Raw genomic sequence first — 18849 nt, 5'->3', positions numbered from 1 at the left:
TCAAATTAGCATTACTATGCAAGTCATGCTAAAAAGGCTGAGCAGCGTAATGCAAAATGGAACTTGAATGCAAAAAAGGATGTAAGCATGGCAACAGGTACAGTTAAATGGTTCAATAACGCAAAAGGTTTTGGTTTTATTTGCCCAGAGGCTGGCGAGGGTGATGTGTTCGCACATTATTCCACCATTCAGATGGATGGATACCGTACGCTCAAGGCTGGTCAGCAGGTTAGCTACAGTGTTGAAACGGGACCTAAAGGATTCCATGCGAAGGAAATCGTACCCGTTGTTGATGGCGAAGCGGCAAAATAAGCTCACTTCCCCCCCCTCCTTCTAAAGGCGAGTCTCAGACTCGCCTTTTTCGTTCTGATACCAACCGGTACTCACCGCATTATCATCGCCTATTCATAAAATGAATAGTTAATGCATAAACCGCACACATCCCACGCGGCTTTTCCTATTAACAATACCGTTACCCACGCCATCATTCAACTTGCGCTACAGGCATAAAAAAACCCAGCCTAAGCTGGGTCTTGTGACAATACGCTACGTATAGCCTTACATTTGCTCAATCATGTCATCAGCAAACTCAGAACACTTACGCAAGGTTGCCCCTTCCATCTGGCGTTCAAAGTCATACGTTACGGTCTTATTGCTGATAGCCCCTTCCATCGCGCTGATGATAAGGTCGGCCGCTTCCGTCCAACCGAGATGACGCAACATCATTTCGGCAGACAGGATCAATGAACCAGGGTTCACCTTGTCCTGACCCGCGTATTTAGGCGCCGTACCGTGGGTGGCTTCAAACAGTGCCACACCATCACCAATGTTGGCACCCGGTGCAATACCGATACCACCGACCTGTGCAGCCAGTGCATCAGACACGTAGTCACCGTTCAGGTTCATGGTCGCAATCACGTCATACTCTGCAGGGCGCAGTAGGATTTGCTGCAAGAACGCATCCGCGATGCTGTCTTTAATGATGATCTCTTTACCCGTGTTCGGGTTTTTCAGCGTCATCCATGGGCCACCATCAAGCAGCTGGGCACCGAATTCTTGTGCGGCCACTTCATAGCCCCAATCTTTGAAGGCACCTTCGGTGAACTTCATGATGTTGCCTTTGTGTACCAACGTCAGTGAATCACGATCGTTGTCAATCGTGTACTGAAGGGCTGCGCGGATCAGACGCTTCGTGCCTTCTTCTGATACGGGCTTAATACCAATACCACACTGCTGTGGGAAACGGATCTTCGTCGCGCCCATTTCTTCTTGCAGGAATTTGATCACTTTGTCTGCTTCTTCTGTACCGGCTTTAAACTCAACACCGGCGTAGATGTCTTCTGAGTTTTCACGGTAAATCACCATGTCAGTCAGTTCAGGCTGCTTCAGCGGGCTAGGTACGCCATCAAAGTAACGCACAGGACGAACACAGATATACAGATCAAGCTCTTGACGCAGAGCAACGTTCAGAGAGCGAATACCACCGCCAACAGGCGTGGTCAGTGGGCCTTTAATGGCCACTTTGTATTCACGGATAAAATCGAGGGTTTCTTGCGGTAGCCACGCATCTTCACCGTAGACATGCGTTGATTTCTCACCGGTGTAGATTTCCATCCAAGCGATTTCACGATCACCGGCATACGCTTTTTTCACCGCCGCATCGACGACTTTGATCATGGCAGGGCTGACATCTACCCCAATGCCATCACCTTCGATGTAAGGAATGACAGGGTTGTTAGGAACGACCAGTTTACCTTCAGCGTCCAGAGTGATTTTCTGACCTTCAGCGGGTACAACTACTTTACTATCCATTTAAATCTCCTAGCGTCCATTTGTTATCTTTTTGTAAGATGCGCGCAAATCATACTTGAAATTTTATCGATACGCCACTCACCTGATTTTTCGCGTATAATAGGCGTGTCAATTTCCTATTCCCTTTACAACACGCTATTTATGAAGCCAAATACCTCTCCGCGTCAACCCAAACGTAACAATATTGAGCGTCGACCATCAAGAATGCTCAACAAACCGAAGCGTCCTCGCGGCCCGCAAAAGATCATTTTATTTAACAAACCTTATAACGTTCTGACCCAGTTCACGGGCGAACCGGGTGACCAAACGCTGTCCGATTTCATCCCGGTGAAAGATGTGTACCCCGCCGGTCGTCTGGATAAAGACAGTGAAGGATTGCTGGTATTAACTAACGATGGCATCTTACAAGCACGCTTAACCCAGCCAAGCTCTAAACAGCCAAAAACCTACTGGGTACAAGTTGAAGGTGCTCCGAGCGATGACGATCTCGACGCACTGCGTCATGGTGTCACGCTAAAAGACGGCCCGACCCTGCCTGCCGGTATCGAGCGTATTGACGCCCCTGAAATCTGGGAACGTACGCCACCGATCCGTGAGCGTAAAAACATTCCGACCACGTGGCTCGCCATTACCCTCAATGAAGGCCGTAACCGTCAGGTACGTCGTATGACGGCCCACATCGGTTTCCCTACATTGCGATTAATCCGCTACAAAACAGCAGAATGGACGATCGCCGATTTAGCGCCGGGCGAATGGCGCGAAGTGACGCTGAAATAACCCTCGCGGCACCGCACTGATGGCCCATCATTGTTCGATACTACATGATGGGTCGAGTGCTTTACGCAGTTCCTCTTCATCCTTCAACTCCCCTTCATGCGCACACCCAGACAGACACCTCACCACACGCTTTTTTGTCATATCATGACAAAAAGACTACACATTTTGATGTGGCTCCACTATCATAACCACCATGACGCAAACGTTTGCGTAAGTGATGGATAACGTAATTCCGGTTACCAATGAAATTATTAAAGTGTGATTAGGCTCTCGCTCTGTTTCGGTAAAAAGCTTTCTGTTAGAATTACGCTCTTAACTCCATTATCGACTGAAGAGAAAAATGTCAGATAACAGCCAGAAAAAAGTCATTGTCGGCATGTCCGGCGGCGTTGATTCCTCTGTTTCCGCGTACCTCCTGCTTCAACAGGGCTACCAAGTGGAAGGCCTGTTCATGAAGAACTGGGAAGAGGACGATAACGACGAGTATTGCTCAGCGGCAGAAGATCTAGCTGACGCCCAAGCAGTTTGTGACAAACTGGGTATTACTCTGCACACCATTAACTTTGCAGCGGAATACTGGGACAACGTTTTTGAGTACTTCCTTGCTGAATACAAAGCAGGCCGTACACCTAACCCTGATATTCTTTGTAATAAAGAAATCAAATTCAAAGCCTTCCTCGAATTTGCCGATGAAGTACTGGAAGCCGATTACATTGCCATGGGTCACTACACCCGTCGCAGCTTCCCAACGGCAGAAGGCGAAAAGCCACAAATGCTACGTGGCGTCGATAACAACAAAGATCAGAGCTACTTCCTATACACCCTAAGCCACGAGCAAATTGCCCGTAGCCTATTCCCTGTGGGTGAGCTAGAGAAGCCAGAAGTTCGCCGCATTGCGGAAGAACAAGATCTGATCACCGCGAAGAAGAAAGATTCGACCGGTATCTGCTTTATCGGTGAGCGTAAGTTCACGGAATTTTTGGGCAAATACCTACCGGCACAGCCAGGTAAAATCGAAGTGGCCGATGACGGTTCCGTGATTGGTGAGCACCAAGGCTTGATGTACCACACCTTAGGTCAGCGTAAAGGTCTGCACATTGGCGGCCAAAAAGGCGGTAACGGCCACGAAGATGCATGGTACGTGGTTGACAAAGACGTCGAACGCAATGTACTGATCGTAGGTCAAGGTAAAGACCACCCTCGCCTGCAATCAGAAGGCCTGATTGCCGCGCAACTTCACTGGGTGGATCGTCAACCAATCCGTGAACCCCTACAGTGCACGGTGAAAACACGCTACCGCCAACAAGATATCCCTTGCACCATCATTCCGATTAATGATGAGAGCATTAAGGTGATCTTCGACGAGCCGCAAATTGCGGTAACACCGGGTCAATCTGCCGTATTCTATAACGGTGATATCTGCCTGGGTGGCGGTATTATCGAGAAGCGTATCTAAGGGAGTTAACGCACGTGGCACATTCTGTTTATGACCGTACTATTGCATTCGCTGGTCTCTGCCAGGCGGTAAAACTCGTTCAAAAAGTGGCGAAAGACGGTCACTGCGATCATGACGCACTGGAAACGAGTTTAAACAGCATCATTGTTACTGATTCCGCCAATACTGTAGATATTTTTGGCAGCGAATCACAACTTCGCATGGGCCTAAAAGCCCTGACGGAGATTGACGGCAGCCCATCTGGCAACGAGATGACCCGTTACCTTATGAGCGTATTGGTGCTAGAGCGTAAGCTCGCCAGCCGTCGCGACAGCATGCAACAGCTTGGCGACCGCATTGATACCGCAAAACGCCAAGTCGGCCATTTTGAGTTGATGGACGATCAGATGATCAGCAACCTTGCGAGCATCTATCTCGACATCATCAGTCCGTTAGGGCCACGCATCCAAGTGACGGGGACACCCGCGCAGCTGCAGCAACAGAATGTGCAACATAAAGTGCGTGCGTTATTACTGGCCGCAATCCGTGCCGCTGTCTTGTGGCGTCAGGTAGGTGGCAAGCGCCGTCATCTGATTTTCGGACGCAAACAAATGACTGAGCAGGCGAAGATCCTATTGGCCCGCAGTTAAACAATATGCCGGCTTAGCCGGCCTATTTTTTCAGCCTAGACACCGCTTCGTTCTAGGTACGTAACACCTTTTTTATTATTCTTTAATCAGGAGAGCAACATGGAACTGTCAGCATTGACTGCTGTTTCCCCAGTAGATGGCCGCTACGGAAGCAAAACGAGTGTACTACGCAGCATTTTCAGTGAATTTGGTCTGCTAAAGTACCGTACTATCGTTGAAATCCGCTGGCTACAAAAGCTAGCCGCTACTGATGCTATCGTGGAAGTCCCTGCGTTCAGCGCTGAAGCGAATGCCTTCCTAGATCGCATTGCTGCTGAATTCAGCGAAGAAGATGCGCTACGAATCAAAACGATTGAGCGCACGACAAACCACGACGTTAAAGCTGTTGAATACTTCCTGAAAGAAAAAGTCGCTGAAGTCCCTGAGCTGCACGCAGTGAATGAGTTCATCCACTTTGCATGTACGTCTGAAGACATCAACAACCTGTCTCACGCTCTGATGCTAACAGAAGCGCGTGAACACGTGATGCTGCCAGAAGTACGTAACGTGATTGATGCGATCAAAGGCCTTGCGAACGAATACCGTACCGTGCCGCTACTGACACGTACTCACGGCCAGCCTGCTTCTCCATCAACGATGGGTAAAGAAATGGCGAACGTGGCGTACCGTATGGAGCGTCAGTTCAAGCAAATCGAAAACGTGGAAATCTTGGGTAAAATCAACGGTGCTGTAGGTAACTACAACGCCCACATCTCGGCATACCCTGAAATTGATTGGCACCAGTACAGCGAAGAGTTCGTGACCTCGCTAGGTATCACTTGGAACCCGTACACCACGCAAATCGAACCACACGATTACATCGCTGAATTGTTTGATGCGTTCGCACGTTTCAACACCATTCTGTTGGACTTCGACCGTGACGTGTGGGGCTACATCGCACTGGGTCACTTCAAGCAGAAGACTATCGCTGGCGAAATCGGTTCTTCAACCATGCCGCACAAAGTGAACCCAATCGACTTTGAAAACTCAGAAGGTAACCTGGGCCTAGCGAACGCTATCTTCGGCCATTTGGCGCAGAAACTGCCTGTTTCTCGCTGGCAGCGTGACCTGACTGACTCAACAGTACTGCGTAACCTGGGTGTGGGCTGTGGCTACGCGATCATCGCGTACACATCAACCCTAAAAGGCATCAGCAAGCTAGAAGTGAACCAAGCCGCACTGGAAGCAGAATTGGATCGCAACTGGGAAGTCTTGGCAGAGCCAGTACAAACTGTGATGCGTCGTTACGGCATCGAAAAGCCATACGAGAAGCTAAAAGAGCTAACGCGCGGTAAGCGTGTTGATGGCGAAGGCATGCGTGTATTCATCGACGGTCTTGAGCTTCCTGAGCACGAGAAAACCCGTCTAAAAGAAATGACACCAGCTAACTACATCGGTGATGCGGTTAATCTGACTGACAAATTGTAATTTATACAATCTGTTAGCGATAAATATTAAGGCCAGCCTCGTGCTGGCCTTTTCTTTATCTGTCGCTGAAGCACTCCCCCTCATCATTTTGTACAAAGAAGTAGCACGCCAAACCGCACACCTTCAGATATAATCCCCTCCCTGAACAGTCAGCAACTAAGCGTATTTATGTACCAACTTACCTTCTCGTTTGATGAATTCCTCGCCGAATTCTGGCAAAAGAAACCGACCATCCTTAAGGGTGGTTTCAAAAACTTTATCGACCCAATCAGCCCGGATGAACTGGCCGGCTTGGCGATGGAAGAAGAAATCGACTCACGCTACATTGCCAAGCTTGGCAGTGAGTGGGATGTGCGTCATGGCCCACTGACGTTTGATGACGTACCAGAAGATAACTGGTCGTTCATCGTTCAAGCGGTGAACCATTGGCATGAAGGTGCGGCACGTTTAGTGACCCCTTTCCGTCAACTGCCAAACTGGTTGATGGATGATCTGATGATCAGCTACTCCACGCCAGGCGGTGGCGTGGGTCCGCATATTGACCAATACGATGTATTCATCATTCAAGGTTCAGGTAAGCGTCATTGGCGTGTAGGCCCGAAAAAAGATGACTACGAAGAAGAATTCGGCCACCCAGCACTGCGTCAGATCAAAGGCTTTGAGCCGATCATTGATGACATTCTGGAACCGGGTGACATTCTGTACATTCCACCAGGTTTCCCACACGACGGTTATGCCATTGAAACGTCCATGAGCTTCTCTGTGGGCTTCCGCTCACCGAAGAAGCAGGAACTGTTGAGCAGCTTTGCCGATTACGTGATTGCCAATGAAATCGGTGATGTGCACTACCACAACCCAGATTTGCCGGCACGCAGCACCCCGGGAGCGATTTTGGACGATGAGTTCAACGCGATGGAAAGCATGATGCGTAGCCTGCTGGATCACCCAGAAGCGATGAAGGCGTGGTTGGGTGAACACCTGAGCAATAGCCGTCACGAGCTGGACATCATTGCGGCAGAGCCGTCGTGGGAAAATGTAGAAGTGCATCAGTTCCTGAAAAGCGGTGAAGCACTGAAGCGCCTAGGTGGCCTGCGTGCCTTCTACTACCCGGAACAACCGTCTGTGCTGTTCATTAACGGCGAGCGCTTTGAGCTACCAGAAGAGTGTGGCGAAGCAGCGGCGCAACTGTGCGATGCGGAATCCATCACGCAAGCACAAATCGGTGAGATGATTGACCACCCTGCGTTTATTGACCTTATGGCGCAGATGGTTAACCAAGGTTACTGGTACCCCGCGGAATAACCTTTCGCACGCAGACATAAAAAAAAGCGCGGTTTTAACACCGCGCTTAAAGCCTGTCACAGGCTTAAATTCATAGGGCTAGCAGTATTGCTGGCCCTTTTTCGTTATTGTCGTGCGTACGATCTGCTCTACTTTGCTCTGGTCCACTCTGCGAGAACGTTAAGCCATCAGGCACGATACGGCATGCACGTCATTCCCTTTCAACTGGGGCTTGGTCGTGGCACAGGTTTCGTTAGCAATCGGACAACGCGTGCGAAACACACAGCCCGACGGCGGATTCATCGGTGAAGGCAACTCCCCTTCCAGCAACTCGATGTGCTTATTGCGCTCCAAATCCGGATCCGGGATCGGCACGGCCGACATCAAGGCTTTGGTGTAAGGGTGCTTCGGTGCATTAAACAAGGCCTCGGCCTCCCCCATCTCCACCGAATTGCCTAAATACATCACCAGCACACGATCAGAAATATGCTTCACCACCGATAAATCGTGGGCAATAAAAATCAAACTCAAGCCCATTTCTTTTTGCAGCGATTTCAGCAAATTCACCACCTGTGCCTGAATCGACACGTCCAACGCTGATACCGGTTCATCACAAATGATCAGCTTCGGCTTTAAAATCAATGCGCGCGCGATCCCGATACGCTGACACTGACCGCCTGAAAACTCATGCGGGTAACGGTTGATCACGTTCGGCAGTAAACCCACCTTGGTCATCATCTCACGTACCTGTGCTTTCACGTCTTCTGCCGGCATCTTAGGGAAGTAGGCTTTCAACGGTTCGGCAATGATCTCCCCCACCGTCATACGCGGGTTCAGTGACGCCAATGGGTCCTGAAAAATCATTTGAATGTCTTTGCGCTTTTCACGCATCGCCTTGTGATCCAGTGCGGTCAAATCTTGACCAATCCACAGCACCTTGCCTTCTGTGGCCGCCACGAGGCCGATCACCGCACGCGCAAAGGTGGATTTACCACAACCGGATTCCCCCACTACACCCAGAGTTTCACCTTCATACAGGCGAACACCGACACCGTCCACGGCTTTCAAGGTGATCGGTTTGGTCCATGGCCAAGCGGATTTTTGTGCGATGTTGAAATGCACTTTCAAATCACTGATATCGAGTAAAAGTTGTTTTTGTGCTTCCATTACCATGTCCCCATATCAGAAAAACACGCACGCAAACGGCCTTCGGCAAACGCTTTCAGGGCAGGCGCTTCTTGTGAGCATCGGCTGGTCACACGGTGACAACGCTCTTGGTAAGGACACCCAACAGGCAGGCGCAACAAGTTCGGCGGGTTACCCGGAATGGTCGGCAACTCTTCACTGTCAGTATCCAAACGCGGGATCGCTTTCAACAAGCCTTCGGTATAAGGGTGCGACGGCTGATAGAAAATCTCATTGATTTTGCCGTATTCCATCGTACGGCCGGCATACATCACCAACACTTTGTCACAGCTACCGGCGACCACACCCAAGTCGTGGGTGATCATGATGATGGCGGTATTGAAATCACTTTTCAGCTCATTCAATAACTCCATGATCTGCGCCTGCACGGTCACATCCAGTGCTGTCGTGGGCTCATCCGCAATCAACAATTTCGGACGGCACAACAATGCCATGGCGATCATCACACGCTGGCGCATCCCGCCAGAAAATTCGTGCGGATACATGGTGATACGCTGACGGGCTTCCGGAATTTTCACCGCATCCAGCATGCGGACGCTTTCTTCAAACGCTTCGGCTTTGCTCATGCCTTTATGCAGCATCAACACTTCCATTAGCTGATCGCTGACTTTCATGTACGGGTTGAGCGATGTCATCGGATCTTGGAAGATCATCGCGATCTGCTCGGCACGAATACGGTTCAGTTCTTTTTCTGGCAGGTTTAAAATTTCACGGCCTTCAAATTTGGCACTGCCGCCAATCATGCCGTTTTTGGCTAACAAGCCCATAATGGCGAACACGGTCTGGCTCTTACCCGAGCCCGATTCACCGACAATACCCAGTGTCTCTCCCTGCTGGAGAGAAAAATTCAGATCATTGACCGCGGTGACAATGCCATCTTGTGTTTTAAATTCTACGCGGAGATCTTTGACATCCAATAAACTCATACTACTTCCTTATCACGTCTCTCTGCGGCGCGCTCTCAGCTTGTTGTTATCGTTCAAGCCGGTCTTCGCACGCCACAGTCTGTCCCTTGGGTTATCTGTCTTTTGGATCCAGTGCGTCACGTAAGCCGTCACCCACATAGTTAAAACAGAACAAGGTCACCACCATAAAGGCGGCCGGGAACATTAACTGCCAAATCGCCACTTCCATCGTCTGTGAGCCTTCTTGTAGCAAAGCTCCCCAACTGGTCATCGGCTCTTGTACACCCAGACCCAAGAAGCTCAGGAAAGATTCGGTCAGGATCATCGACGGCACCAACAAGGTGGAATACACCGCCACAATACCCAGTACGTTTGGCACGATATGACGGGTAATGATGCGCCATTGGCTTACCCCTGACACGTGGGCTGCTTCAATGAATTCTTTGTTACGCAGTGACAAGGTTTGCCCCCGCACAATACGCGCCATGTCGAGCCAGGAAATCGCCCCGATCGCAACAAAGATCAGCATGATATTGCGACCAAAAATGGTCACCAATACGATGACAAAGAACATGAACGGAATGGAATACAGGATTTCCAGTATGCGCATCATCACGCGGTCAGTTCGCCCGCCAATGAAACCGGATGCCGCCCCGTACAAGGTGCCGATCACCACAGCAACCAAAGCCCCCATGATCCCGACCATCAAGGAAATACGGCCTCCAATCAAGGTACGGGTATAAAGATCGCGTCCCAAGCTATCAGTACCAAAGAAATGCCCTTCTGCGCCCAAACTTGGCGCCGCATGCAAGGCATACCAGTCGGTATCATCAAAGGCATAACTACTGAACATCGGACCAAAAATCACCGCAAGTGTGATCAACGTAAGAATGGTCAAGCTGACCATCGCCGCACGGTTACGCATGAATCGAATACGGGCATCCTGCCATAAGCTACGGCCTTCGATTTCTAATTGCTCAGAAAACTTCTCTACCGCATCAACGTTTTCTTTTTTCGTTAACATCATGTGATTGGCCCCTTAATAACGGATCTTCGGATCGATATACGCCAACACGATATCGACAATGGCATTGAAGATAATGGTCAATGAACCAATCAAAATAGTGATCCCCAGTACCAGCGAATAATCACGGTTAAACGCGGCATTGACGAACAATTTTCCGATCCCCGGCAAGCCAAAGATGGTTTCAATCACCACCGAACCGGTAATGATGCCGACAAACGCGGGGCCCATGTACGACACCACCGGCAACATGGCAGGCTTGAGCGCATGCTTCATGATGATGTACGGATAACTCAGGCCTTTCGCACGCGCGGTACGGATAAAGTTACTGTTTAAGGTTTCAATCATGCTGCCACGGGTGATACGGGCAAAAGTAGCCACGTACAACAAGGACATCCCCATCATCGGTAACAACATGTATTTAATTGACCCGTCATGCCAGCCCCCCGCCGGTAACCAACCCAGATTGATCGAAAAAATGTAGATCAATACCGGCGCCAATATGAAGGAGGGCATGACGACCCCCGCCATTGCGGTCGACATAATGGTGTAATCAATCCAACTGTTCTGTTTCAAAGCGGCAATGGTGCCGACAGTGACCCCCATGATCAGTGCGAATATGAAGGCAAAGACCCCAATCTTGGCCGACACAGGCAATGCCTTGCCCACTAATTCATTAACCGTGAAATCTTTGTATTTAAAAGAAGGACCAAAATCCCCTTGGACAATATTGCCCAAGTACGTGGTGTATTGCTCAAACACCGGTTTATCGAGGCCGTATTTAGCTTCAATGTTCGCCATCACTTCGGGTGGCAGAGGACGTTCGCTGGAAAACGGGTTTCCGGGGGCGAAGCGCATGAGGAAAAAGGAAATTGTAATCAATACCAACAAGGTGGGTATGGCTTCAAAAATCCGTTTTGCGATGAATTTAATCATAAACTACACCGTATTTTATCGTCTGTGACAGTCAATTGCTCACTGGCATAAAACCAGTAAAAAAGGGCACAGCTCCCATCCTGAGAGCTGCGCTTATAATCATTTTTCTTGCTGTTTATTAATCAGCAATGATGTACAAATCTTTACTAAAGATGTTGTCTTCTGGGTTGTTTACTGGATAACCGCCCAACTTCGGATTCACCAAACGCGCATTCACGTAGTGGTAGATCGGCATGATTGGCATGTCTTTCGCCAGTAAGGCTTCAGACACTTTATACGCTTGTGCACGCTCAGGGGCTGACGCGGCTAGCAACGCATTATCCAACTGCTGATCGAATTGCTTGTTGGCGTATTTCGGGTAGTTCTGTGAATGGCCATCACGCATGATCCCCAAGAAGGTTGACGCTTCGTTGTAGTCACCACACCAACCGGCACGTGACACATCGAAGTTACCCTGACGCTTGCTGTCGAGGTAGCTCTTCCACTCTTGGTTTTCCAATGTCGCCGTTACACCCAGTGTTTTTTTCCACATGGAGGCAATCGCCACGGCGATTTTCTTGTGGTTTTCACTGGTGTTGTACAACAAATCAAACTGTAGGGGTTTGTCTTTGCCGTAACCTGCCGCTTCCAGCAGAGCTTGTGCTTTCACGACACGCTCTTTCTGTGACAACTTAGCATAATCCGGCATTTCTACGTCAAGACCATTGGTGGCCAACGGTGTGAAGTTATAGGCTGGGGTTTCACCTTTACCTACGATGAACTTGGCAATCACGTCACGATCGATCGCGTAAGACAATGCCTGACGCACACGCTCATCGTTAAATGGGGCTTTCGCCGTGTTGAATTCGTAGTAGTAAGAACACAAGTACGGTGTCACTTTGACAGACTCGGCATGCTGCTTCACCAAACGCTTAAAGTGTTCGTTTGGCATTTCATACGTCATGTCGATTTCGCCCGCCAAGAAACGGTTCATGGCCGCCACTTGGTTTTCAATCGGCAAGAAAGAGACTTGAGTCAGTACGGTTTTTTCGTTATCCCAGTAATGGGTGTTTGGCTTTAGCACAATGCGCTCGTTCACCACCCACTTATCCAACTGGAATGCACCGTTACCCACGTAAGTAGCAGGGCTGGTCCACTTATCACCGTACTTTTCAACCACTTTCTGGTTAACCGGTTTCATCGAGGTGTGAACGGTCATTGCATCAAAGTATGGCAGCGGCTTTTCCAGCTCCACTTTCAGTGTGTGCGCATCAACCGCCACGACACCCAGTGTTTCAGGGGCTTGTTTACCCAGAATGATATCACCCGCGTTTTTCATGGTGGTCATTTCAAGGTAAGAGGCATACGGCGAGCCGGTTTTCGGATCGGCAAGACGACGCCATGTATAGACGAAATCACTGGCAAGTACAGGATCGCCATTGGACCATTTCGCGTCTTCACGCAAATGGAAGATCCACGTTTTGTTATCTTTACTTTCCCATGATTCCGCGACACCACCAATCAGGTTACCGTCACCGTCTTGGTTAACCAGACCTTCTAGCAAATCACGAATAACGTTAGATTCGGGAACACCAGACACTTTCTGTGGATCCAGTGATTCCACTTCCGTGCCGTTACCACGCACTAATTCTTGCGTCGTTGCTAGCTTTACGCCGTCGGGAACAGTTGCAGCAAAAGAGGGAGACGCCGTGGCTGCCATCGCTATGCCGAGTAGCACAGCCTGAGATACTTTATTCTTATACATGCATTCACTCCAACACATCATTTTATTACGTCCTTGAAACTCTTCCGTCGGCGCTTTACAGCAGCAACATGCATATTCTTTATCCTAAACAACACACATCAAACCGAAGATTTGCTCGAAACAGTATCAGCCATCAAAGTAATTTGCCACATTTTGGTTACAAAAACAGACATAATCCTTAATAACCACCCCATATGAAGCGTAAGTCTCCATTGGCGTAACAGCCAGCAGCGAGATCTATTGCAAAATCCATACTAAGAAGAAATATCCGCCATTTCATCCACTCTTAAAGCCTTTTCTGCATGATTTATCGCCTTTAAAAATCATTAGCCAGCATAAAAACCCACGTCATTTCACAGCAAACCTAAATCAACGCAACATGACCGTAAAACTACGATCACAAAAAAAGCGCCTCGCGGCGCTTTCTTATTTATTGTTCGATTACTTATTTTCACTGTCGAGATTAATATTGGGAGGCACTTCATGACCATCATTCGATTGTTTCTCATTCAGTGACTGACTATTCCCCTCTGATAGCGCCTCATCAAACAAACCATCGTGATTAATGTCTTCCATCATTTGCTTGATACGGCGATTCGTTACTCTTTTATGCTTCATAAGCCCTCCTCGGTTCACACAGCTAACAAAAAACAATCAGCAAAACACCGTTTACCAACCGTGCGCTGGGCGCCTTTTCTGGTGATGATGTCCCCACCCAGTAAGAATTTTTTATGATCAGCTACCAGCGCCTATAAAATATGGCACATAAATTGGTTTTCTGCTGATAACCCCTCACACCCCACCCTGTTTTAATAACAAAACTCTATATAAAAAAGAGCGCATAGATTAAGTTCTCACATAGTGAGATTTTCATACCCAATACGTTTCCATAACAGAACAATAACGCTACTATCTTCTTGTTGGCGTATACCCCTAATAATACTGGGTTTATCGCTGTGTCCGTTTCCGTTCCGTTCCATATTGAGAGTATGACATCCATGAGACCAGCAGGTTGTGTTTCACGTCCAAGTCCCTCCCGTCACCGTCCTGGCTACGTACCGTCATCGTACAAAACCAAAGATGTGGTTAACGGTGTTAAGTGATACTTTCTAGCCCCTCTCTCTGAGGGGCTAATTTCTTTCTCACCTCCCGTTTTTCCCTGTAACACACCCGCCTCCCTGCTTACCCCTTGTTATTTCAACAGCGCTATGAAATCATTTCTGACGGTCAGGGAATGGCCGCTCGACACTGCATTCATGCCCGTTAGGGGCGTAGACACCCCATGCAGTGAGACACGCAATACAGTTACGACGAAGGGATGACGGATGCAAACCACCACCACACGCCGCAACGATACCTATTCAATCTCGCAATTGGCTGACGAATTTTCAGTGACCTTGCGCAGCATTCGTTTTTATGAAGATCAAGGCCTGCTTAGCCCGACACGCCAAGGGCAACACCGGATTTTTTCGAGCCGTGATCGTGCCAGACTCAAATTGATTTTGCGGGGAAAGCGGCTGGGATTCAGCCTGTTAGATATTCAAGAGTTGTTCAATTTGCACGATGCGGATATACGTTCCAAGGGGCAGTTACAGGCCATGCTCAATACCATTCAGCAACGGCAACAAAAACTCCAGCAGCAGCAAACGGACATCAATTTGATCATGATGGAACTGAACGCCGCAGAGCGCCAATGCTATAAACAGTTGGGGAAATTTACGAAGCGAGTAAGCGAGTAAGCGAGTAAGCGAGTAAGCGAGTAAGCGAGTAAGCGAGTAAGCGAGTAAGCGAGTAAGCGAGTAAGCGAGTAAGCGAGTAAGCGAGTAAGCGAGTAAGCGAGTAAGCGAGTAAGCGAGTAAGCGAGTAAGCGAGTAAGCGAGTAAGCGAGTAAGCGAGTAAAGCATGGCGCCTGCGTCTTTTGCTGCAAGCACGAAGCAGAAAAAGCACAAAAAAATACCTGCACATTTGGCAGGTATTTTTTCAGTCTTTCAACGTCACTGAGCGCGGAAGATTATTGATCAACCCAGCGGTCAGCGGCAGACGTATCGGTTTCACGGGCATCAACCCAGCGGGATTCGTCTGGCGTTTGTTCTTTTTTCCAGAACGGGGCGCGCGTTTTCAGGTAATCCATGATGAACTCACACGCTTGGAACGCCGCGCCACGGTGTGCACTGGTCACGCCGACAAACACGATCTGATCGCCCAATGCTAAGTCACCGACACGGTGGATCACTCGTACTTTCAGTAGTGGCCAGCGTGTTTTCGATTCTTCAACAATGGCTTCCAGTGACTTTTCTGTCATGCCCGGGTAATGCTCAAGCGATAACCCTGTCACGCTGTCACCTTGGTTAAAGTCGCGGACTTTACCGATAAAGGTCACCACCGCACCGGCTTCTGTCCCTTGCGATAGAGCCGCATATTCATCGGCAACAGAAAAATCGTCAAACTGAACGGAGATCATACTTAGCCCCCGGTCACAGGCGGGAAGAAGGCCACTTCGTCACCGGCTTTGATTTCGCTATCCAGCGCACAAATGGTCTGGTTGATCGCCACCAGCAATTTACCTGGCTCCAACGCCAATGCCCACTTGTCACCTTGTGTGACAAGGTGCTGACGCAAGGCTTCCGCTGTGGTGAACTCAGCCGCGACCTCGAGGCGATCCACACCCACAAGCTCTTTCACTTGTGCAAAGAAAAGGACGTTAATCATGCTTCCACCTTAAAATGACCGGATTTACCGCCTGTTTTTTCTAGCAGACGCACATGGCTGATCACCATGTCTTTTTGCACGGCTTTACACATGTCATAAATCGTCAGCGCAGCCACAGAAGCGGCGGTTAGCGCTTCCATTTCTACGCCGGTTTTACCCGCCAGCTTACAGCATGATTCGATACGGACTTTGTTTTCCGCTTCAATCGCTTCCAGTTGTACTTCTACTTTTGACAGCAGCAACGGGTGGCACAGCGGGATCAAATCCCACGTTTTTTTCGCGGCTTGAATACCGGCAATGCGTGCTGTTGCAAACACGTCACCTTTATGGTGCTGACCTGAAACGATCAACTGTAGTGTTTCTGGTGCCATATGGACGAAAGCTTCTGCGCGCGCCTCTCGTACCGTTTCAGCTTTAGCAGAAACGTCCACCATGTTTGCTTCACCCGAAGCATTAATATGCGTAAATTGGTTCATCCGTTTTTGTTCCAACAGAAAAATGTATGAAAGGGCGGGCTCAGCCGCCAATAGAAGCCAGGTTCGGTGTCATACCGGTGTTGCCCTGATCCAAGAAATGGCTGACGGCTTTTTCGTCCAAACCACCTTGAATACGTGCAATCAGTTCATCGCGCTGATCGTCACGTTGCAGCAAATCACGCAGATCAATACCATGATCGCCAAACAGACACAGGTGCAACTTGCCCAACGCCGACACACGTAAGCGGTTGCAGCTTTTACAAAAGTCTTTTTCGTAAGGCATGATCAGACCGATTTCACCCTGATAATCAGGGTGACAGAATACCTGCGCCGGACCGTCATTGTTGCTCTTGATCTTCAACACCCAACCGTTCGCGATCAAGTGATTGCGGATGCTGGTGCCTGACACATGGTGATTTTTGAACAGGTCGTCCATCTCACCGGTTTGCATCAGTTCAATAAAGCGCAATTGAATCGGACGGGTTTTGATCCAATCAAGAAATTGAGGCAGTTGCTGCGCGTTCATATCTTTAAGCAGAACGGTGTTCACTTTCACTTGTTCAAAACCGGCATCAAACGCCGCATCGATCCCGTCCATCACTTTGTGGAACATGTTCTCACCGGTAATTTGGTGGAACATTTTCGGGTCAAGGCTATCCACACTCACATTGATGTGTGTCAGGCCTGCGTCACGCCATTCCGCCACATGTTTCGCCATGCGGTAACCGTTCGTGGTGGTCGCCACTTTTCGGATCCCCGGCTGCTCAGCCACGGTACGGATGATGTCGGTAAAGTCACGGCGTAGACTTGGCTCGCCGCCAGTGATACGCACCTTGGTTGTCCCACATTGGGCAAACGCCCCCGTTACCCGCTGGATTTCATCCAATGACAGGAACGACGGTTTCTTCTTCTCACCCGGGTGATACCCGTCTGGCAAGCAATAGGTACATTTAAAGTTACAAACGTCAGTAACAGAGAGGCGCAAGTAATAAAACTTGCGATGAAAATTATCTTCAAATGGTTTCGCCACGGAACACCTTTCCAAGTATGGGAGGCCGATGCATTTCTAGATCGACCCTGGTGACAGTATCGTCACTGGCTTTACACACATATCCCCTCTTGGTGACTTAGCGGGTAAAGCTCGGAGCTATGGCAGCTGCACAGTTGGCGTGAACCAAACGGCGTACAACAGCGTAATAGTTATAAAATATCAGATGATTTACCAAACAGGCAAACCACAGCAAAAATTTCGTGCTGCATTCTACCGTTCAGTGGTTTTCACGACAATACTACTAAAGGGAATACTGTCAGTTTTTCTTACGACTTGTGAGGATATTATGTCCAACATTATCGAATCTGCGACTATTGATGATATTGCGCTCTATCTGCAACGCGAAGAAGGGCTTAATGCGGCGACTGCCCATGAGCAAGCCAAAATCGTGGTGGATGGATTTACCGACATGCAAGCAAAAGGGTTAATCAAAGGCTGGTACTTTGACGAACAAAGCCATTTAGAGCTGCTACCGAGTGATAATGCGCTGCGAATCATCGCAAACCAAAAATGATTCGCATTTTGCATCTATCACTGAGATCATCATTGCAAAATGATAATCGTAAACCATGCCAGCAGTGGCTAATAAACTGGGCAACTGTTAGCAATACGGCGCTTAGGCCTTTTTTTCATCGGTATCGTTTTTAGGCATCAGATTTGCACCTCCTTTGCATAGACAACGTAAGGAGATAGCAATGAAACAAACGATACCGCTACTTTTCCAAAAACGTCACATTCTTCCTGGCGGTCGCATCCCTATCCGCGTCGCGCCTGGCATGCAAATGGAAGCCTTTAAAGCCGCCCTCAAGCAAGGTGACAGCTTCGGGATCTGCATGTTTGATAAAGATGACACCGGACACCACTTTTTCAGTGTGGGTACACGTGTGACAGTCGAAAATTTTGACACGTCCCTTCACGATGGCGCGCTGATTGTTACCGTTGCCGGTCATGAAGCCTTCCAAATTGATAACCTGGAAGAGGACGATTTCGGCTTTTTCACCGCTGGCTATGACACACTGCCACAATGGCCTGAGACTGCCGTTCGCCAAGATCAAGAAATACTGGCCGATAAACTCAAGCAGATGTTCCAAAAGCACCCTGAACTAGATGATCTGCACGAAGACAAGCAATTCCACAATTTAAGCTGGCTTTGTCAGCGCTGGCTCGAACTGCTACCCGTGCCACCCAGCGAAAAACAAATGCTGATCCAATCTCCCAGCTGCCAAGACACTTACGACTACTTGATGAGTATTATGCAAAAACCGCACTGACCGGTTTTCTGCACGCATTCGATTTTCTTGCTACCGCTGTTGTCTTTTCACCCTCTCCCCACCTTAGGATGAGGGTGTTTTTTTATATTGCCCTTCTGCCCGCTA

20 protein-coding genes and 1 riboswitch are annotated in these 18849 nt (G+C 49.0%); of the genes, 9 read left to right on the top strand and 11 right to left on the bottom strand.

Annotated features, from left to right (window positions below):
• Positions 1 to 87: 87 nt before the first annotated feature.
• Positions 88 to 312: a cold shock domain-containing protein CspD gene (cspD, locus tag ACSF8W_RS04985; protein WP_428476849.1), complete on the top strand. Its 225-nt coding sequence runs from the start codon at positions 88 to 90 to the stop codon at positions 310 to 312.
• A 246-nt stretch (positions 313 to 558) separates the two neighbouring features.
• On the opposite strand, the gene icd is transcribed toward cspD, so the two are convergent.
• The gene (gene icd / locus ACSF8W_RS04980) at positions 559 to 1812 is read right to left on the bottom strand and encodes an NADP-dependent isocitrate dehydrogenase (protein ID WP_500845583.1); all 1254 of its coding nucleotides are present in this window, start codon (positions 1810 to 1812) and stop codon (positions 559 to 561) included.
• A 141-nt stretch (positions 1813 to 1953) separates the two neighbouring features.
• Between icd and rluE the strand changes: the two genes are divergently transcribed.
• The 5 genes from rluE (at position 1954) to ACSF8W_RS04955 (ending at position 7443) form a co-directional block, all read left to right on the top strand.
• Positions 1954 to 2589 (top strand): 23S rRNA pseudouridine(2457) synthase RluE, encoded by a 636-nt coding sequence (gene rluE / locus ACSF8W_RS04975; protein WP_500845581.1) that lies wholly within the window; start codon positions 1954 to 1956, stop codon positions 2587 to 2589.
• A gap of 340 nt (positions 2590 to 2929) precedes the next feature.
• The gene (mnmA, locus tag ACSF8W_RS04970; protein ID WP_500845580.1) at positions 2930 to 4045 is read left to right on the top strand and encodes a tRNA 2-thiouridine(34) synthase MnmA; all 1116 of its coding nucleotides are present in this window, start codon (positions 2930 to 2932) and stop codon (positions 4043 to 4045) included.
• Between the two features lie 14 nt (positions 4046 to 4059).
• Positions 4060 to 4674, top strand: a complete 615-nt coding sequence (gene hflD / locus ACSF8W_RS04965; RefSeq protein WP_500845578.1) for a high frequency lysogenization protein HflD — start codon at positions 4060 to 4062, stop codon at positions 4672 to 4674.
• Positions 4675 to 4773: 99 nt separating this feature from the next.
• Positions 4774 to 6141, top strand: coding sequence for an adenylosuccinate lyase (gene purB, locus ACSF8W_RS04960; protein ID WP_500845576.1), 1368 nt, complete (start codon positions 4774 to 4776; stop codon positions 6139 to 6141).
• A 168-nt stretch (positions 6142 to 6309) separates the two neighbouring features.
• Positions 6310 to 7443: a ribosomal protein uL16 3-hydroxylase gene (locus tag ACSF8W_RS04955; RefSeq protein WP_500845574.1), complete on the top strand. Its 1134-nt coding sequence runs from the start codon at positions 6310 to 6312 to the stop codon at positions 7441 to 7443.
• Positions 7444 to 7602: 159 nt separating this feature from the next.
• Here the strand turns inward: ACSF8W_RS04955 and oppF are convergent, their stop codons facing one another.
• The 6 genes from oppF to ACSF8W_RS04925 form a co-directional block, all read right to left on the bottom strand.
• Positions 7603 to 8589: a murein tripeptide/oligopeptide ABC transporter ATP binding protein OppF gene (oppF, locus tag ACSF8W_RS04950; protein ID WP_500845572.1), complete on the bottom strand. Its 987-nt coding sequence runs from the start codon at positions 8587 to 8589 to the stop codon at positions 7603 to 7605.
• Positions 8589 to 9554, bottom strand: a complete 966-nt coding sequence (locus tag ACSF8W_RS04945; RefSeq protein WP_500845570.1) for an ABC transporter ATP-binding protein — start codon at positions 9552 to 9554, stop codon at positions 8589 to 8591. Before ACSF8W_RS04945 ends, oppF begins: the two co-directional genes overlap by 1 nt.
• 91 nt (positions 9555 to 9645) lie before the next feature.
• On the bottom strand, positions 9646 to 10557 hold the full coding sequence (gene oppC, locus ACSF8W_RS04940; RefSeq protein WP_500845924.1) for an oligopeptide ABC transporter permease OppC: 912 nt from the start codon (positions 10555 to 10557) through the stop codon (positions 9646 to 9648).
• 15 nt (positions 10558 to 10572) lie between these two features.
• Complete coding sequence (gene oppB, locus ACSF8W_RS04935; RefSeq protein WP_428476858.1) at positions 10573 to 11493, bottom strand: oligopeptide ABC transporter permease OppB; 921 nt, start codon at positions 11491 to 11493, stop codon at positions 10573 to 10575.
• A 118-nt stretch (positions 11494 to 11611) separates the two neighbouring features.
• Positions 11612 to 13237, bottom strand: a complete 1626-nt coding sequence (locus ACSF8W_RS04930; RefSeq protein ID WP_500845569.1) for an ABC transporter substrate-binding protein — start codon at positions 13235 to 13237, stop codon at positions 11612 to 11614.
• A gap of 441 nt (positions 13238 to 13678) precedes the next feature.
• A complete protein-coding gene (locus ACSF8W_RS04925) occupies positions 13679 to 13855 on the bottom strand; it encodes a hypothetical protein (protein ID WP_500845567.1) in 177 nt (58 codons plus the stop codon).
• Between the two features lie 707 nt (positions 13856 to 14562).
• On the opposite strand from ACSF8W_RS04925, the gene ACSF8W_RS04920 reads away from it, so the two are divergent.
• On the top strand, positions 14563 to 14976 hold the full coding sequence (locus ACSF8W_RS04920; RefSeq protein WP_500845565.1) for a MerR family transcriptional regulator: 414 nt from the start codon (positions 14563 to 14565) through the stop codon (positions 14974 to 14976).
• Positions 14977 to 15248: 272 nt separating this feature from the next.
• Here ACSF8W_RS04920 and moaE read toward each other — a convergent pair whose 3' ends face one another.
• The 4 genes from moaE to moaA form a co-directional block, all read right to left on the bottom strand.
• Positions 15249 to 15698, bottom strand: a complete 450-nt coding sequence (moaE, locus tag ACSF8W_RS04915) for a molybdopterin synthase catalytic subunit MoaE (RefSeq protein ID WP_500845563.1) — start codon at positions 15696 to 15698, stop codon at positions 15249 to 15251.
• 2 nt (positions 15699 to 15700) lie between these two features.
• Positions 15701 to 15946, bottom strand: a complete 246-nt coding sequence (gene moaD, locus ACSF8W_RS04910; RefSeq protein WP_500845561.1) for a molybdopterin synthase sulfur carrier subunit — start codon at positions 15944 to 15946, stop codon at positions 15701 to 15703.
• The gene (gene moaC / locus ACSF8W_RS04905) at positions 15943 to 16422 is read right to left on the bottom strand and encodes a cyclic pyranopterin monophosphate synthase MoaC (RefSeq protein WP_428476864.1); all 480 of its coding nucleotides are present in this window, start codon (positions 16420 to 16422) and stop codon (positions 15943 to 15945) included. Before moaC ends, moaD begins: the two co-directional genes overlap by 4 nt.
• 40 nt (positions 16423 to 16462) lie before the next feature.
• Positions 16463 to 17452, bottom strand: coding sequence for a GTP 3',8-cyclase MoaA (gene moaA / locus ACSF8W_RS04900; protein WP_500845559.1), 990 nt, complete (start codon positions 17450 to 17452; stop codon positions 16463 to 16465).
• Positions 17442 to 17581: riboswitch (molybdenum cofactor riboswitch) on the bottom strand. Its footprint overlaps the gene before it by 11 nt.
• 178 nt (positions 17582 to 17759) lie before the next feature.
• On the opposite strand from moaA, the gene ACSF8W_RS04895 reads away from it, so the two are divergent.
• The gene (locus ACSF8W_RS04895; protein WP_500845557.1) at positions 17760 to 17987 is read left to right on the top strand and encodes a hypothetical protein; all 228 of its coding nucleotides are present in this window, start codon (positions 17760 to 17762) and stop codon (positions 17985 to 17987) included.
• Positions 17988 to 18168: 181 nt separating this feature from the next.
• The gene (locus ACSF8W_RS04890; RefSeq protein ID WP_500845555.1) at positions 18169 to 18744 is read left to right on the top strand and encodes an LON peptidase substrate-binding domain-containing protein; all 576 of its coding nucleotides are present in this window, start codon (positions 18169 to 18171) and stop codon (positions 18742 to 18744) included.
• Positions 18745 to 18849 lie beyond the last annotated feature (105 nt).

Source organism: Photobacterium sp. 270122K, assembly GCF_059941365.1.
Note: the sequence above shows the minus strand (reverse complement) of the source record. Positions and strands in the feature narration are given on the sequence as shown.